Genomic DNA, 16,423 nt, shown 5'->3' on the forward strand with positions numbered 1-16,423 from the left:
CTGACCACATCGGGGGGTGCGGGGCGACTGCCTAGGGTGCGGACCATGACCCCGCTCACGCCTGTCACCGCCCCCACCGCCACACCCCTTGACCTCGGCGGACGCACCGCACTCGTCACCGGCGCCGCCGGCGGCATCGGCCGGGCCTGCGCCCTGCGTCTCGCCGCCGCGGGCGCCAAGGTGCGCGCGGTGGACCGGGACGCCGCCGGACTCGACGCGCTCGCCGACGCGGCCGCGGGGATCGAGCCCTACGTCCTGGACCTGACCGACCTCGACGCCGCCGAGGCCGCGGCGGCCGGCACCGACGTCCTCGTCAACAACGCGGGAATCCAACTGGTGCGCCCCGTGGAGGAGTTCCCTCCCGACGTGTTCCACACCGTGCTGACCCTCATGGTCGAGGCACCGTTCCGGCTGATCCGCGGCGCCCTGCCGCACATGTACGGACAGAACTGGGGCCGCATCGTGAACGTGTCGTCGGTGCACGGACTGCGCGCCTCCGCCTACAAGTCCGCCTACGTCACCGCTAAACACGGGCTCGAAGGGCTGTCGAAGACGGTCGCGCTGGAGGGCGCCGCCCACGGTGTCACCTCGAACTGCGTGAACCCGAGCTATGTGCGCACCCCGCTCGTCGAACGGCAGATCGCCGACCAGGCCGTCGCGCACGACATCCCCGAGGAGCAGGTGCTCACCCAGGTGATGCTGCGGGACAGCGCCCTCAAGCGGCTCATCGAACCGGAGGAGGTCGCCGAGGCGGTGGCCCATCTCTGCTCGCCGCAGGCCTCCTTCATGACCGGGACGTCGATGGTCCTCGACGGCGGCTGGACCGCCCACTGATGCGGTGAGTCCTCACTGCCCACGCCTTTGATGGCTTCTGCGGTCACTCGGTCGAGTGGCCGCAGGTCTGTGATCGTTCGAGTTGTCCACAGGGCTGGCGGGGCCGGCCGTACGACGGGTAATTCTGGTGAGCATGTCGCACCCTCAACCGCACACGGCCGCGGCCGCCGACCCGCTGGACGCGGGGGACCCGCAGGCCCCGTTCCTGGAGCTGCTCGCCCGGGGCGCGTCCGCCGACGCCTACGAGCAGCCCGTGCTGCTCGCGCGCGCCGACGGCGCCCCGGCCGCCCGGATCGCCGCCCTGGAGGCGGCCAAGCGGCTCGCGCTCGGAGTGCGCGAGGAGATGGAGGGCAGACGGCGCCGCGAGGCCGAACTGTCCGCGCTGTTCGAGACCGCGCACGACCTCGCGGGCCTGCGCGACCTCGACGCCGTCCTCCAGGCCATCGTGCAGCGGGCCCGCTCCCTGCTGCGCACGGACGTCGCGTACCTGACGCTGAACGACCCGCTCAGGGGCGACACCCGCATGCGCGTCACCGAGGGCTCGGTCGCCGCCCGCTTCCAGCAGCTGCGACTCGGCATGGGCGAGGGGCTCGGCGGGCTCGTCGCCCAGACCGCCCGGCCGTACGTGACCGACAACTACGCACAGGACGTCCGCTTCCAGCACACCACCACCATCGACGCCGGCGTCCGGGACGAAGGGCTCCAGGCCATCCTCGGGGTGCCGCTGATGCTCGGCTCCCAGGTGATCGGCGTGCTGTTCGCCTCCGACCGCAGGACCCGGGTCTTCGAGCGCGAGGAGATCGCGCTGCTCGGCTCCTTCGCCGCGCTCGCCGCCGCGGCCATCGACGCGGCCAACCTGCTCACCGAGACCCGCGAGGCACTGGCCGGTCTCGAGCGGGCCAACGAGATCATCCGCGACCGCAGCGGAGTCATCGAGCGCGCCTCCGACGTCCACGACCGGCTCGCCGAGCTGGTGCTGCGCGGCGGCGGCGTGCACGACGTGGCGGCCGCCGTCTCCCAGGTCCTGGACGGGACCGTGGAGTTCACGGACGCCGGGGCCGCCCCCGCGGAGGCCCTCGAGGCGTCCCGTGCCGAAGGGCACGCGGTGCGCCGGGACCAGGACTGGGTCGCGGCCGTCGCCGCCGGCGGCGAGCTGCTCGGCGCCCTGGTGCTGCGCGGCCATCCCGGGCTCGACCCGGTGGACCAGCGCACCCTGGAGCGGGCCGCCATGGTCACCTCACTGCTGCTGCTCGCCCGGCGCTCCGCGTCCGAGGCCGAACAGCGGGTCCGCGGCGAGCTGTTGGACGACCTGCTCGACGCCCGTGACCGGGACCCGCGTCTGCTGCGCGAGCGCGCTGCCCGGCTGGACGCCGACCTGGACGCCACCCACGTGGTGCTCGCGGCCCGCCTGGAGGCCGTCGCGGACGACGCCGAGGAGGAGGCGGCCGCCCGCCGCCGCCTCGGGGCCGCCGCCGGACACCTCGCGGCGACCCGGCACGGCCTGGCCGCCGCGAGGGACGGCGGCACGGTCCTGCTGCTGCCGCTGGCCGCGAACGACACGGCCTCCCAACTCGCCTCCCTGGTCGCCAAGCGGCTCTCCGCGGCGATCCACGAGACGGTCACGGTCGGCGCCTCCGCCCCGGTCGACCGGCTGGCCACCCGCACCGAGACGGCCGCCGTCGCCTGCGCGGAGGCGCGGCGCTGCCTCGACGCGCTGCGGGTCCTGGGCCGGGCGGGGGAGGGCGCGGCGGCCGACGACTTCGGATTCCTGGGGCTGCTGCTCGCCGACAGCCGGGACATCCCCGGCTTCGTGACCCGCACCATCGGCGAGGTCGTCACCTACGACGCGCGCAGGGGAACCGATCTGGTCCGCACCCTGGACGCCTACTTCGCGGCCGGGTCGAGCCCCGCCCGCACCAAGGACGTACTGCACGTCCATGTGAACACGGTGGCGCAGCGCCTGGAGCGGATCGGCCATCTGCTCGGCCCCGACTGGCAGTCGCCCGAGCGCTCCCTGGAGATCCAGCTCGCGCTGCGGCTGCACCGGCTGTCGGGCCCGGACATACGCTGACCCCGTACGCCCGGCCCGCAGGGGACTGGAGCGTACGGGGTCGGTCGGCCCGGAGTCGTCAGACGCGGTGCGCGGCCTCGGCCGGCCGGGAGGCGCCGACCGCCTCGGCGTCGTCATTCCCCTCGATGTCGGCGAGGTCGCGGTGACGGGTCTCCTTGGCGACGGCGACGGCGATCAGGGTGACGACCGCGGCCGCGATCACGTACAGCGAGATCAGCGTGGACTCACCGGAGCTGTCGAGCAGCGCCGTGGCGATCAGCGGGGCCGGCGCACCGGCCGCGACCGAGGCGAACTGAGCCCCGATCGAGGCGCCGGAGTACCGCATCCGCGTGGCGAACATCTCCGAGAAGAACGCGGCTTGCGGCGCGTACATGGCGCCGTGCAGGACCAGGCCGACCGTGACCGCGAGGATCAGGTTGCCGAAACTGGCGGTGTCGACGAGGGAGAAGAACGGGAACATCCACAGGCCGACTCCGGCGGCCCCCAGCAGATACACCGGCCTGCGCCCGATCCGGTCCGACAGGGCGCCCCAGGCGGGGATCGCCGCGAAGTGGACGGCGGACGCGATGAGGACGGCGTTGAGCGCGGTCTGCTTGGAGACGTCGGCCGCCTGGACCGCGTACACGAGGATGAAGGCGGTGATGACGTAGTAGCTGATGTTCTCGGCCATGCGGGCGCCGATGGCGACGAGGACATCGCGCCAGTGGTGGCGCAGCACCGCGACGAGCGGCATCTTCTCCACCGTGTCCGCGTCGGCGGCCTTGCGGGCCTCGGCGCGGGCCAACGCGGCCTTGAAGACCGGCGATTCGTCGACGGAGAGGCGGACCCACAGGCCGACCATGACGAGCACCCCGGACAGCAGGAACGGGATGCGCCAGCCCCAGGAGGTGAACGAGGCGTCGGACATCAGCGCGGTGAGCGCCGACAGCACACCGGTGGCGAGGAGTTGACCGGCCGGCGCGCCGGTCTGCGGCCAGGACGCCCAGAAGCCGCGGCGCTCGGCGTCCCCGTGCTCGGACACCAGCAGGACCGCGCCGCCCCACTCGCCGCCGAGGGCGAAGCCCTGGACCAGGCGGAGCGCGGTCAGCAGCACCGGCGCGGCCGAGCCGACCGTGGCGTGCGTGGGCAGCAGCCCGATCGCGAAGGTGGCGCCCCCCATCATCAGCAGGCTGATCACCAGCAGCTTCTTGCGGCCGAGCCGGTCACCGTAGTGCCCGAAGACCAGAGCGCCCAGCGGCCGGGCGGCGAACCCGACGGCGTACGTGAGGAAGGAGAGCAGGGTGCCGACGAGCGGGTCGGAGTCCGGGAAGAAGAGCTTGTTGAACACGAGCGCGGCGGCGGAGCCGTAGAGGAAGAAGTCGTACCACTCGATGGTGGTACCGATGAGGGACGCGGCGACGATGCGCTTGAGGTTCGAAGGTGCTGGTGGAGCGGTTGCGGGCGACGACATCGGCACCACTTCCTGGCGTTTGCGGGGACGGTTGTGTGTTGCCACACCGTAGGAACGCGCAGGTCAGAGGCGTATGTGGCGGGACACCACAGTTGGGTGGGCGGGTGTGCGGTGCGGCCCCATAAGGGGGTGGTCGTGGGCGGGGCGGGGTCTGTGACCTGGACGACGCTCACCGACATCGCGGAGTCGTCCGGCGAGCCCGGCGAGCCCGGAGAGAGGGAACACGCAGGGTCCGCGCGGGCGACGGCGTCTCAGTGCCCGTGATGGGCGAAAGCCGCCCAGATGCGGGGTGAGGCGAAAGGGCGGTCGGGGGTCTCGACGGCGATGCCGTGCAGGGCGGCGGGGACCGTGCGGTGCGGGTCGAGCATCCACATCTGCGCCGCACGCAGGGCGTCCGCGGGAGAGCCGGCGGCCTCCGGGGCCTCGGCGTGCCCATGGCCGGAGAGGTAGTGGTGGAACATGAACATGAGGATCGAGGTGCGGCGGTCGTCCACCACCGACCAGCGCGAACCGACCACGGAGGCGGCCCCGGCGCTGAGCAGCGCGGTCGACAGGGTCAGGGCTTCGTCATGGTCGGACAGGGCGAGATCGCTGACGCAGTTGGCCAGCACGACGAGACCCCCGGGAGCCTGCGGATCCCGCGCAGCGGTCAGCAGTTCGGAGATGGCCAGGCGGTGACCACGGCCGAGGTCGAGGCGGGACTCCGCGGGGGTGGCACCGGGCGTCGCATGGCAGTTGACGTGACAGACGGCGACGCCGGGAGCATCCCGGACGGGCCGTCCCGGCAGCAGCAGCCGCACCGTGTCGGCGGTGGCGGCCACCGGTGCCGGACCGGTCCACGGGCCGTCGCGCTCGGCGAGCCACCCGATCGAAGCGGTCACCGTGGCCCGCGGAGAGAACGCGGACCTGATCAGGCGCGTCTCCTCGTGCATGACCGAGGAGCCGTCCGGGTCGACGACGAACGCATGGCGTCCGCCCCACGGCAGTCGTTGCCTCCCGGCGGCCTCGATGAGCTGCCGGGCCGTGGCGCACTGCGAGAGCACGGCCAGCCTGTTCGCGTAGTCGGCCCCTCGCGGACCGGCCACTCGCGCGGCCTGCCACGGCACCACTCCGAGCAGCCCGACCGGTGCCAGCACCAGACGCGGCAGCCGGCCGGGCCACCGCTCCCGCGCCCACCCCAGCACGCGGGTCATGACCGCCTCGCCGGCCCACGAACAGACGGCCTCCAGCGCCGTGCCCCAGCGCTCCTGCGCCTCCCGGGCCCGCTGCTCGGCCCGGTCCCGGATGCTCTGCTGGAGCGGCGCGTCGTGCGCCCCGGGCGGAGCCGGTACGTCCAGCGCCGCCGCCTGGAAGGCGCTCAGCGCATCGGCGTACTCGGTCAACGGCCGCCCGCCCGCGGTGTTGAGCGCCCGCAACGGCAGCTGCTCCACCGCCCCGGTGGCGGTGACCAGCAGGGCGTACCCGGGACCGCCCTCGCCCGGCACCAGGTGCACGAGCGCGTCCGATCCGACCTTGCGCAGCGCCCGGCCGATCTCGGCGGGGGTCGGCGCCGACAGCACCCGCGCCTCGGCCTCACCGCCCTCCAGCGCCTCCAGCACCTGGCGGCGCAATCCGCCCGGCCCGGCCTCCGGCGTCCTGCCGGTCGCCGCTGCCATGTCCTCCCACGCGACGGCGAGATCGGGGTGTCCCACGTCCCGCAGGAGCCCCGGGACGGTCGCCGAGACGGTGGCCGCGTTGAGCACCAGGCCGCGGCCCAGTTCGAGGGCGTCGAGCGCGGCGGCCGTCTCCCCGTCCTCCATGCACCAGCGGACCAGCCGCAGCATGTCGGGGCGCGCGGACCGCGCGATGACGAGGGCCCGCGCGGTGCCGGTCTGCAGGAGTACGGCCCGCCCGTGCGCGGCCAGGACGGACTTCGCGGCCTCCCGGGACCAACGACGCTGCGTGGTGTCCTCGGGCCCGTGGGAGCGGTGGGCCTGCGCCTGCGCGCGGCCGAGGACGATCGGGAACGCGTCCCCGGGCGCGGAGTTCAGCGCCATCCTGGCCTCACCCAGGACGTCGACGGCACGCCGCAGATCCTCCCGGTCCCCGCTCCGGTCGAACCTGGCCAGCAACAGCCGGCCGATCCCGTACAGGCACCGCGAGCGGCCGCCGTGGAAGCCCCGCTCGGCGTCGTCGAGCGCGCCGGACAGCAGCGCGATGCCCTGCTCCAGGCGCTCCGGCGCCCCTTCCGGGTGGGCGGAGAGGGTGAGGGCCGCGCGCAGCAGCAGCGCGGGCCGGTGGGCGCTCAGCGGCGGGCACGCGTCGGCGGCCGCGACCACCTCGCCGAGCGCGGCGTCCACCGCGGTCGGATCGCCGGCCGCCCGGGCCAGGTCGAGGTCCAGCAGGGCGATCTCGCTGCGCACCGCGGGCCTACGGGAGTGGCCGTCCGGCAACCGTCGCAGCACCGCCCGCAGTTGTTCGGAGATCCGGCGCGACTCGGCGGCGCGCGCACCCTTGCTGCGGTGCTGCTGCCCGCGGACCGTCAGCAGCGCGGCGACGGCCGCCGCCGCCCCGAGCCCGGCATGGAAGTCTCCGGCGGCCAGCGGCGGTACCTCCACCAGTGTGGCGCCCAGCCGCGGTTGCCCGGTGAGGTCCGCGTACCGGCGCAGCAGCGGTACGAGTCCGGGGTGCTCGCCGCGTTCGGTGACCCGCCTCAGCAGTACGGCATAGGTCTCGCGTGCCGAGTCCAGGTCCATCCGGTCGCCCAGCAGTGCGTACCGGTCCAGCAGCATCCCTGCGCGCAGGGCCGTCAGAGCGGTGCCGAGCTCTTCGACGGAGCCCGCCGCGCCGATCGCCACCTGTGCGGCGGCGATGGCCCGGGTCAGGTCCTCGGTCTCCCGTTCGTGGATCCACCGGTCGTAGCGTGCCAGGGCGCCGATACCGGCGGCGACGGCCGTCCCGACCGGATCACCGGTGCCGGTCCTGCCGTCCTCCGCGAGCTCCTCCACCCGTCCGACCGGTTCGGTGAAGGGGTACGGCGACCCGTCGCCCGGCAGGACGGCGGCGACCCGCAGGGCCTCCGCGGTCTCTTGGTCGTCGAAGGCGGCTCCGGGGTCCGCCCCGCCGGTTTCGGCGGGTGACGGCGTACGGGCCGGACCGTCTCGCGCATCGTCCGGCGCCCGGCCGAACAGGTCTCTGAGAAGCCGGGCCGCTCCGGAGTTCCGCGCTCGCAGGTCGGCCCCGAGCCGGTACAGGTCGCTCCCCGGGGGCACCTCCGAGAGGACCGCGTCGAGCACCTGTGCGACGCGGGCGCGCTCCTGCGGCCCGGTCAGGCCGCGGTCGGTGAGCTCCGTGCCGAACGCGGCGGCGATCAGGCTCAGGAGGGCCCGGGGGAACGGTTCGTCGATCTTCGCGAGCAGCAGGGTGTCCAGCCGGTCCCACCATGCGCGGCAGTACGCGTCGGTGAGCCGCTCCCCGCGGACGAACTCGACCGTCAGCTGGATGAAGGCATAGGCGAAGGAATCCGGCCCCGGCCCGCGGGCGGCAGCCTTCCGCAGGAGCTGTTCCAGCAGTTGCAGGCCTTCCTCGAGGCTGGGGTGGCGGCTGACGTCGGGCATCGGCGGGACGGTGGGGAGGCCCGCTCCCGTGGGTGGTGCGAACGGATCGCCGGTCCAGACGGAGAGCATGAGGGCCTGGATGACGAAGAACTCGTACTCCTCCATCGGCAGACCGGAGGCGGGCGCTCGCCCGAGGACCAACCGGATCCAGCGCAGCGCCTCCCGCAGAGCCGACGGATCGCCGTGCGGCAGGACGAGCAGGTGTTCCATCAGCAGACAGACGCTGAGCGCCTGTGCGCCCGCCACGTACATCTCATCCTGGTAGTGGTGGAGACCGACACCCTTGCGGAGGAGCTCGATCGCGCGCGCGGAGTCCTTGCGGGCGTCGGGTGCCAGCTTCGCCAGGGCGAGCGCGGGGTCGGGCACCATCACCCGCATCAGGTGCTGGGGCTGCCGGTTGAGATGGGGCTCGACCTTGCGCTGCATGCGCGCGGACAGCGCAAGGCCGATCTTGAGACAGATGAGGCCGCGGTCCTCGTCGTCGGCGGGGACGACGTCGACCAACTCCGTGCCGTGCCGCACCAGACGGTCGACGCGGTCGTCCTCGTCGTCGGTGCGCAGCCAGGCGCTGAGCAGTTCGACGAGGCCGTTGAGGCAGTGGAACCGCTCCTCGTCCCGGTCGGAAGCCGACTCGTCGGCCGGGACCGGGCCGCGCAGCTCGGCCTCGATCCGCTCGAACTGGTCCGCCGCCTCCCGCAGGTCCGCCTGCGGGTCGTAGATGCCGGCGCGCAGGGTGCGCGGACCCGTTGTCCCCGCCCCCGTCGCAGCCCCCGTCCCCGCGCCGCCCGCCTCCGCGAGGTCGACGAGCAGCAGGGCGAGGTCCATGCGCGCGCCGCGGACGTCCCGGGGAGACGTGCCTGGATGCGCGATCTGCCGACGGTAGAGGTCCAGGAGCGCCGACGCGTTCTCCGTGGATCCGTCGTGGCCGTGCCGGTCACGGGCGAGCATCGTGGCAAGCTCCAGCGCCATGGCGCCGTCCTCACCCGGGTCGTCGGCCAGCGCCAGCAGCGGCGCGATGAGCGGGCCGAGTTCCTCCGGCGGGGGAGACGCGGGGTCGCAGCGCTCGTCGTGGTCGAAGAAGCGCAGCATCGCCAGGTCGCGGGTCACGAGGGGTTCGGGGCCCTCCTCGGTCGCGCCGCCCAGCTCGTACGCCTCCTGCAGATGCGTCAGCGCGGCGGCGCGGTCCGCCAGACGCTCCGGCGTGTGGAAGTCGGGGGCCCGTGAACGATCGGCCAGCGCCAACCCGACCATGGAGTGCAGGAGTTCGAGGTCGGCCACCTCCGCCGCGTGGGGGCCGGCCAGCACCTCGGTCAGCAACGTCACGAGCCGGTCCCGGTCCTGCGCCCGGGCCTCGGCGGACGCGACCTCCGCGAGCCGTCCCCACAGGAGCCCGGCCAACTCCCAGCGGGCCAGCGCCGCGTGGTACGCGGTCCACGTCTGCGGGTCGTCGGTCGCCGTCGCCGGATCGGTGCCGCCCGCGGACAGGGTCCAGCGCGGGGCCGGTGCCAGCGCGCCGGCGTAGAACCGTACGGCGGCCTCCAACGTGTCGCTTTCGAAGCCGAGTTGTGCGGCGCGGGCGGACAGCAGCGCGGCCCAGCGGTGGAAGGCGCTGCCGGGAGGGGTGGTGGCCAGCACTCCGTCCAGCAGGGTCAGTGCCTCGGTGGCGTCCGAGGCGATCGCCGGGTCGGTCGCGTCATCGTCCAGGCACCGGTCGATGAGTTGCTGGGACAGGTCCAGGGCGGCGGTGATCTGCTCGGTCGAGCCCGTGGCCACCTGTGTGGCGAGCCACCGTAACGACGCGAAGGCGTCGTCCGGTTCGCCGCTCGCCACGGTCACCGGGCCGTACCGGCCGTGGGGGGCCGCCTCGGCGCACATCCGCGTGTCACGACGGGCATGCGGCACCTCCGGAAACATGTCGGGCCGAATCGGGAAAGCAACGGTATCCGAGCCCGGTGCTTTTGACGACTGCTTTCCCGACGGCACTTCTGCCGTTCTCCGTGCGGGGTTTCGGGGAAAGATCGAGTACCCGGCCCGGTTCCCCGTCATTGCCCGTCGATTTCGCCGATGGGGAGTTCTTGTCATCCGCGGTCGGTACCCTCCCAATGCGGCCCCCGAAAACCGAGTCCGGCACTGAGGAGGGGAACATGGATGCGAACGACCTGTCGATCCTCGCCGCTCTCATGCGCGATTTCGACGGCGTGCGGAACCGTCTGAGCGAGACCGACCGGAGGGAACTGGACCGGCTGCTGGCCATGTTCGCCGATCGTCCCGACGAGCAGGGAGCCGAGGCCATCGGCGCGGCGGTCGTCCTGCACCTGATGAACTCCCTGCCGGGCGACGAGCGGCAGAGACTGCGGCTGCAGGCCCCCGGGGTGGAGCTGGACCGCGGTGTGCTGCGGGAGCTGGCGGCGGTCTTCGGCTACCGGCGACCGGCCGCCGGGCCGCCGGAGGACGGGCCGTCGGCACCGGCCGCCGGGGGAACGCCGTGGGAGCGGATCCGGACCCGGCTGCTGTCCGAGGCGTCGCTCTCCGAGGAGCAGGTGGAACTGCATCTCGGCCAGGACCCGTGGCACCGGCACCTGATCCGGCTCACCGATGCCACGGGTGAAGTACGGCTGCCGACCTTCCAGTTCGGCCCGGACGGGACGCCGCTGCCCGTGGTGCTCTCGATCAACGAGGAGCTGCGGGCGGACGTGGACCCGTGGGGCGTCGCGGACTGGTGGCTCGGCCGCAACCACTGGCTGGACACCCCGCCCGCACGCGCGCTGGGCCGGGTGCCGGACGACGAACTGATCGCAGTGGCACGAACGGTGGGCGAGGGGTACTGATGGGACGAGGCCAAGGTCTGCCGGAGAAGATCCGCCGGACACCGGACGCGTTGGTGCTGCCGCCGGGCACCCGGCTCTTCCGGGTTCACCAACGCAAGTACTCCGCCGAGGAGTTCAACCCGACGGCGTGCGACCCGCACTTCGGCGGATCGCGGTTCGACGCCACCGAGAACGACCGCTACGCCTATCTCTACGCGGCACCGCGCGTGGAGACCGCGCTCGCCGAGACCGTCCTGCGCGACCTGCCGTTCGAGGACGACGGCAATCCGCGGGTGCTGCCGTACAAGGCTCTGGTGGGCCGGTGCGTGACGGAGCTCGAACTCGTCACGGAGGTCCGCCTGTTGTCCCTGATGGACGAACCCGCGCGGGTCGCCGTGCGGCAGGACGCCTGGCTGGTGCACGCGGAGGCGCCTGAGTACCCGTTCACCCGCCGCTGGGGCCACTGGATCCGCTCGCAGGCCTCGTGGGCGCAGGGGCTGGTCTGGCCGTCCAAGCGGGACGGGCCGTACCCCGCGATCGTCCTGTTCGCCGACCGGCTGGGGCAGCCGCACCCCGCCGAGGTACTGCGACGGCTGCCGAAGCCGTCGATCGACCTGGACGACGAGGCCGGCGTGAACTGGCTGGACCGGACGCTGTACCGCTACGACGTCTGCGTGGGCGCACCGCCCGGGGCCGTCGCCGGGCCGTGACCGGTCGGAATCCGGGCGCGAGCCGGTTGCACTTCGGGCACAAGGGGATTCCGGACTTCGAAGACTGTTCGGCAATGGCATCATCGGATGCGGTGGGCCCGGAATGGATGGAGGGATTCCATATTCGCGCCGCTGGATGCCGCATTCACTTCACGGGTAAGTGGCTTTCCCCTTTCATTCCACGTTTCCACGCTTCCACGGGTGACAGCCGTGCGACGTATTCGAAAGCCCTTTCCCCGAGATGGCGCGGACTGCTCCGTCATGAGGACCTGAGGACCTGAGGGCCTGAGGACGTGAGGAATCGGGTCCTCGATATCGGGAGTCCCGCGACCCTGCGCCGGAGGTCGCGGAAACCAGGTCGACGTCGCCCGGTGCGGTACCCGATCATGCGGTCATGCCGCTGAGAGAGACCCTCGCCCGAGTCGACGCGGACCTGGCCGCCGGCCGGATTCCCGTCGCGCGCCAGCGCCTGCGCGGTCTCGTCTCGTCCTTCCCGCACGATCTGACGGTTCGGCGTCGGCTGGCCGAGGTGTACCGGCTCTACGGCGATGCCGCCGAGGCCGGACGCTGGATGTACCTCGAAGCCGACCGGAACGCCGAGGAGACGGCGGCCTTCGAGGCGCGGTACGGATCCCCGGCGCGGCGGATGAAGGCCCTCGCCTGGCGCGGCCCCGAGGCGCGGGCCGCCGACGCCTTCGCGGAGGGCCGGCTGGCCGCTGTGCGGATCGCCTGCGCCGAGGAGTCGGGACACGCCGTCGACTGGGACGTCCCGGGGGAGGAGGGCCGGGCGTCCTCCGAGCCCTGGACGGTCGGTGGTGTGCTGGCGGGTGCGGGCTGCCTGGTGGCGGTACTCGTGTTGCTCGCGATCTGGGTGAACGGACTCGTCGCCCTCTTCGACTGACTCGGCCCGTCGTGCCGCTGCGGGAGAACGGGGCCTCGGCGTGCCAGAGTCGGGACGATGAGGACGACTACAGCGTGGGCGCGTCGGATCGGTGGGGCGGCGACGGCCGTTCTGGTGCTGCTGACCGGCGCCGTGGCGACGGCGGGCCCGTCCGCCGCGGTGATCGGCGGGAACCGCAGCACGTACGGGCCGTGGGCGGTCCGGATGTTCGTCGACGGCAAGCCGGAGTGCACCGGCACGGCGGTCGCCCGGCAGTGGATCATCAGTGCGTCCCACTGCTTCTACGAACAGGCCGAGCCCGTCGCCGACCGGCGGATCACCTTCCGGGTCGGCGCGCTCGACGTGCGCGCGGGCACCGTGGTGCACCCCCTGCCGGGCAAGCGGGTGGGCAGCGCGGACGCCGACATGATGCTGGTCAAGGTTCCGCCGATGAACGTCCGCGCGGCGCGTCTGGCCACCGCTCCGCCCCGCCCCGGCGCCGTGGTCCGGCAGTTGGGCTGGGGCGCCACCTGCACCGACGACGAGAACCGCTGCCAGTCGCCCGTGCTCAGGGAGTCGACGCTGCGCGTGCTCGAGCCTGACGACCCGCGCTGCGAGGGGTATGCCGTGCCCGGCGGCACGGACTTCTGCATGGGCAAGGTCGTGGGCATCCCCGCGGGCGGTGACTCGGGCGGACCCGTGACGACCGTCGGCCCGCACGGCACGGAGACCCTCCTCGGGGTCTTCTTCGGCTCCGACCGCGAGAAGACGGCCGGCGCCGGCGACGTCTCACGACAACTGCCCTGGATCCGGTCCGTGATCCGGCACTGACCCCGCCGGACCGATTCCACGGGCCGATCCCGACACGCCCCGCCTCTCACAAGCGGGCCCCCACCCCACTCACCCGACAAGCCGCAACCGCTCACCGCACACCCCCACCCGCACCGTCTGCCCCCAGGTCAGCTCGACCGCGTCGGCCTCCATTCCGTCGCCGAAGACCACCAGCCGCTCCGACTCCACGGTCAGGGACAGCCGGGCCCGCGCCGTCAGTTCGCCCGCGCTCAGCCGCGTTCCGGTGACCGGCGAGGGCCACGCCTCGCGGACGAACCACAGCAGCCGCTCGTCCGTCGGACCGGGCAGCGCCCCGGCCCCGCCGCGCTCCTGCCACACCGACCGGATCCACCCGGTCGCCCCTGTCCCCGTACCGATGAGGACCCCGGAGGAGGCCTGGGCCTCGACGACACCCCTGTCGTCGTCGAGGCCCAGGCGGTAGCGGGCGGTGCGGTGACCGGACGCACCGACGTAGATCTCGTTGAGGGCCACCAGCCGCTGGGCGTCGTCGGTGACCGCCTCCACCATGGTCAGCTCGTCGACCCCCCGGCCCCCCTCCAGCGCGGCGGGCAGCAGCCGGGCGACGTCCGCCGACCGGTGGCGCACCAGCACCCCCGGATTGCGCCCCGGGTCCGCGTCGACGCCGATCACCGGCCGGTCGCCGACGTACTGCGCGACGTTCGCCACCAGCCCGTCCTGCCCGACCGCGACCACCACGTCCTGCGGCGCGAACAGGAACCGGTCCAGATCCGCGCGCTCCACCTGCGCCCGCCGCCAGCTCAGCGGCACGGCGGCGGCCGCCTCGGTCAGCGCGCGCTGCGCCCGCCGGTGCCGCTCCGCGACCTCCGCGATGTCACGGCCCCGGGACGACAGGAAGAACGCCGCCTGCCCGTGCGTCCCGTGGTGCGCCACCAACTCCTCGTACTCGGTGGTGCGATGGACCAGGACGGCCCGGGGCGCGAGGCTCATGCCGACTGCCCGCCGTCCGTGCCGAGCCGGGCGAGGAGACCGGTGAGCACATCGGGGGAGACGGTCACGCTCTCGATCCGCGGCAGGTTCTCGGCGAGCCGCGTGCCGGTCAGCGCGTGCAGCGTCGCGACGTCCGTCTCGCCGTGCACCCGCAGCCAGGCGGCCTGCGCCTGGGCCCGTGCCTCACCGGCCTCGCGGGCGGCCTCCGCCTCCGCGCGGGCGAGGCGGACCTTGCGGTCGGCCTCGGCCTGGACGCGTACGGCGTCGGCCGCGGCCTGCTCCTCGGCCTCGCGCCGGGTGTTGGCACCGCGCTGCTCGACCAACTGCTCCTCCCTGCGGGCCAGTTCGATCTGGCTGGCCAGCTCGTTCTCCGCGATGGTGCGCTCGCGCTCGACGGCGACCGCGCGCCGTTCGTACGTCGCCTTGTCCGCCTCCTGCTGGATGCGCTCGCGGGCCGGGGTGCGCAGGGCGCGCTCCACCTCGGGCTCGGGGCGCAGGGCCATCACGCGCACCGCGACGACCGAGAGGCCGGTGGCGGGCAGCCGCGGCTCCTCGCTCAGTCCCGTCGCGACGGCGTCCCGGACCGCGGGCACCCCGTCGGCGAGGGCGGAGGCCAGCGTGGTGCGGGCCAGCACCTCCAGCGCGTGCTGCTGCGCGGTCTCCGTCAGGAGCGTCGCCAGCTGCTCCAGCGGAGCGCCGCGCCAGACGCCGGAGTCCGGGTCGACGGAGAAGTCCAGGTGCTCGGCCGCGACCGCGGGATCGCCGATCCGGTAGGTCACCGTGGCCTGCACGGCGATGTCCTGGAAGTCCGCGGTTCTGGCGTGGAACGTCATCGCCAACTCCCGGTCGTCCACCGGCACTTCGGAGATGGCGGCCGACAACGGACGGAACCAGAAGCTCAGGCCGGCCCCGTCGTGGGCGAGCTGCCCCGAGCGGTGGTGGCGTACGTGGGTCGTGGGTGCGGCGCGCAGGTGGCGCCAGCCGAACCGCTTGGTGATGTCTGCCATGACGAAGCCCTCCCGTTAGAGTCATTCTGACTTTAAATCGGGAGTCGCTTGTCGTCAAGCGGACGAAAAAGGGAGGGGGAGGTTCCGCAAGAGGCGGCGGGAGCTAGGGCGTCACCTCCGTGCGGCCGCCCAGCGTCGATTCTCGGGCCTCGAGCGCGTGCGGAGCCGTGTGGACCTCGAACGGGAGCGGGTCCTCGGCCCTGATCCGGGCGGCCAGGCACCGCACGGCCAAGGAGGCGATCGCCGCCTTGTCGGGGACGACGGACGTCAGCGACGGCGTGCAGTACGCGCCCTCCTGCGATCCGTCGACGCCGGCCAGCGCGATGTCCTCGGGAACCCTCAACCCGGCCTCGAACACCGCGCGTTGGGCGCCGATGGCGAGGGTGTCGCTGAAGCAGAAGACGGCATCGGGGCGGACGGCGGGCGGCAGCGCGAGCAGGGTGCGCATCGCGGCGAGCCCGTTGGGCCGGTCGAACTCTCCGATGGTGGGCGCCAGCCGGGGGTCGAAGGGTAGGCCGGACTCGTGCAGCGCCGTCTGATACCCCGCCAGGCGCTGGCGGCTCGTCGCCGACCCCTTGCGGTCCGCGCCGATCACCGCGATCCGGGTCCGGCCCAGACCGGTCAGATGGGCCGTCGCGTCCCGGGCCGCGCCCGCGTTGTCGATGAGGACGTGGTCCGCGCCGACGCGCTCGTCCTCGTAACTGCGCTCGCCGAGCAGGACCAGGGGCACCTCGCTGGCCACCGGGGCCAGTTCGGTCGCCGAGACGTGCAGCGGTGACAGGATCACGCCGTCGAGCAAGGACGCGCTCACTCCCGTGGCGAGCCGCAGCTCCTCCGCCGGGTCCCCGAGGGTCTCCTCGATGAGGACCGTCAGGCCGAGCGCCGTCGCCTCGGTGCGTACGTGGTGGGCGAGTTCGGCGAAGTAGGGCGTCGTCAGCTGGGGCACGGCCAGCGCGATCAGCCCACTGCGTCCCGTGCGCAGCCGCCGGGCCGACGGGTTGGGCCGGTACCCCAGGTCGCGGACGGCCCGCAGCACCCGCTCCCGGGTCGCCGGAGCCACCTTGGGCGCCTCGCGTACAACGTTGGAAGCCGTCTTGATGGAAACCCCCGCGAGTTCCGCCACGTCCTTGAGTGTCACTGCTCGCACAAACCCGTCCCCTTCCTGGAGTTTTCCCGATTATGCATGCTCAGAGGGGTGTTGGACGGGGCGGGCGATGAGTTGAAGTTGTTTGCGTCCGGAGGGTTGACCCTGCGGAGACATGGCGGTT

General features: G+C 73.2%; 11 protein-coding genes. 6 read left to right on the top strand and 5 right to left on the bottom strand.

Annotated features, from left to right (window positions below; genetic code table 11):
• Window positions 1–45: 45 nt before the first annotated feature.
• Window positions 46–834: a 3-hydroxybutyrate dehydrogenase gene (locus ABZ930_RS20725; RefSeq protein WP_361549716.1), complete on the top strand. Its 789-nt coding sequence runs from the start codon at window positions 46–48 to the stop codon at window positions 832–834.
• A gap of 133 nt (window positions 835–967) precedes the next feature.
• The gene (locus ABZ930_RS20730) at window positions 968–2,905 is read left to right on the top strand and encodes a GAF domain-containing protein (protein ID WP_361549718.1); all 1,938 of its coding nucleotides are present in this window, start codon (window positions 968–970) and stop codon (window positions 2,903–2,905) included.
• Window positions 2,906–2,963: 58 nt separating this feature from the next.
• On the opposite strand, the gene ABZ930_RS20735 is transcribed toward ABZ930_RS20730, so the two are convergent.
• Together ABZ930_RS20735 and ABZ930_RS20740 are read right to left on the bottom strand one after the other, a co-directional pair.
• On the bottom strand, window positions 2,964–4,355 hold the full coding sequence (locus tag ABZ930_RS20735) for an MFS transporter (protein ID WP_361549719.1): 1,392 nt from the start codon (window positions 4,353–4,355) through the stop codon (window positions 2,964–2,966).
• A gap of 251 nt (window positions 4,356–4,606) precedes the next feature.
• A complete protein-coding gene (locus tag ABZ930_RS20740) occupies window positions 4,607–9,853 on the bottom strand; it encodes a CHAT domain-containing protein (protein WP_361549721.1) in 5,247 nt (1,748 codons plus the stop codon).
• A gap of 242 nt (window positions 9,854–10,095) precedes the next feature.
• Here ABZ930_RS20740 and ABZ930_RS20745 point away from each other — a divergent pair, with 242 nt between their 5' ends.
• The 4 genes from ABZ930_RS20745 (at window position 10,096) to ABZ930_RS20760 (ending at window position 13,179) form a co-directional block, all read left to right on the top strand.
• Window positions 10,096–10,779, top strand: coding sequence for a DUF3168 domain-containing protein (locus ABZ930_RS20745; RefSeq protein WP_361549723.1), 684 nt, complete (start codon window positions 10,096–10,098; stop codon window positions 10,777–10,779).
• Entirely contained in the window at window positions 10,779–11,468 is a 690-nt protein-coding gene (locus ABZ930_RS20750) for an RES family NAD+ phosphorylase (RefSeq protein WP_361549725.1), read from the top strand. The genes ABZ930_RS20745 and ABZ930_RS20750 overlap by 1 nt, the downstream gene beginning before the upstream one ends.
• Window positions 11,469–11,862: 394 nt before the next feature.
• Window positions 11,863–12,369, top strand: a complete 507-nt coding sequence (locus ABZ930_RS20755) for a DUF6584 family protein (RefSeq protein ID WP_361549727.1) — start codon at window positions 11,863–11,865, stop codon at window positions 12,367–12,369.
• A gap of 57 nt (window positions 12,370–12,426) precedes the next feature.
• Window positions 12,427–13,179 carry a trypsin-like serine protease gene (locus tag ABZ930_RS20760; RefSeq protein ID WP_361549729.1) on the top strand — a complete coding sequence of 251 codons (753 nt, stop codon included), beginning with the start codon at window positions 12,427–12,429 and terminating at the stop codon, window positions 13,177–13,179.
• Window positions 13,180–13,248: 69 nt separating this feature from the next.
• Here the strand turns inward: ABZ930_RS20760 and ABZ930_RS20765 are convergent, their stop codons facing one another.
• From ABZ930_RS20765 to ABZ930_RS20775, 3 genes are all read right to left on the bottom strand, one after another.
• Window positions 13,249–14,148: a hypothetical protein gene (locus tag ABZ930_RS20765; protein ID WP_361549731.1), complete on the bottom strand. Its 900-nt coding sequence runs from the start codon at window positions 14,146–14,148 to the stop codon at window positions 13,249–13,251.
• Entirely contained in the window at window positions 14,145–15,155 is a 1,011-nt protein-coding gene (locus ABZ930_RS20770) for an SPFH domain-containing protein (protein ID WP_361549733.1), read from the bottom strand. Before ABZ930_RS20770 ends, ABZ930_RS20765 begins: the two co-directional genes overlap by 4 nt.
• Before the next feature lie 103 nt (window positions 15,156–15,258).
• Complete coding sequence (locus ABZ930_RS20775; RefSeq protein WP_361549735.1) at window positions 15,259–16,302, bottom strand: LacI family DNA-binding transcriptional regulator; 1,044 nt, start codon at window positions 16,300–16,302, stop codon at window positions 15,259–15,261.
• Window positions 16,303–16,423 lie beyond the last annotated feature (121 nt).

The organism is Streptomyces sp. NPDC046716, from assembly GCF_040645755.1.
GTDB lineage: Bacteria > Actinomycetota > Actinomycetes > Streptomycetales > Streptomycetaceae > Streptomyces.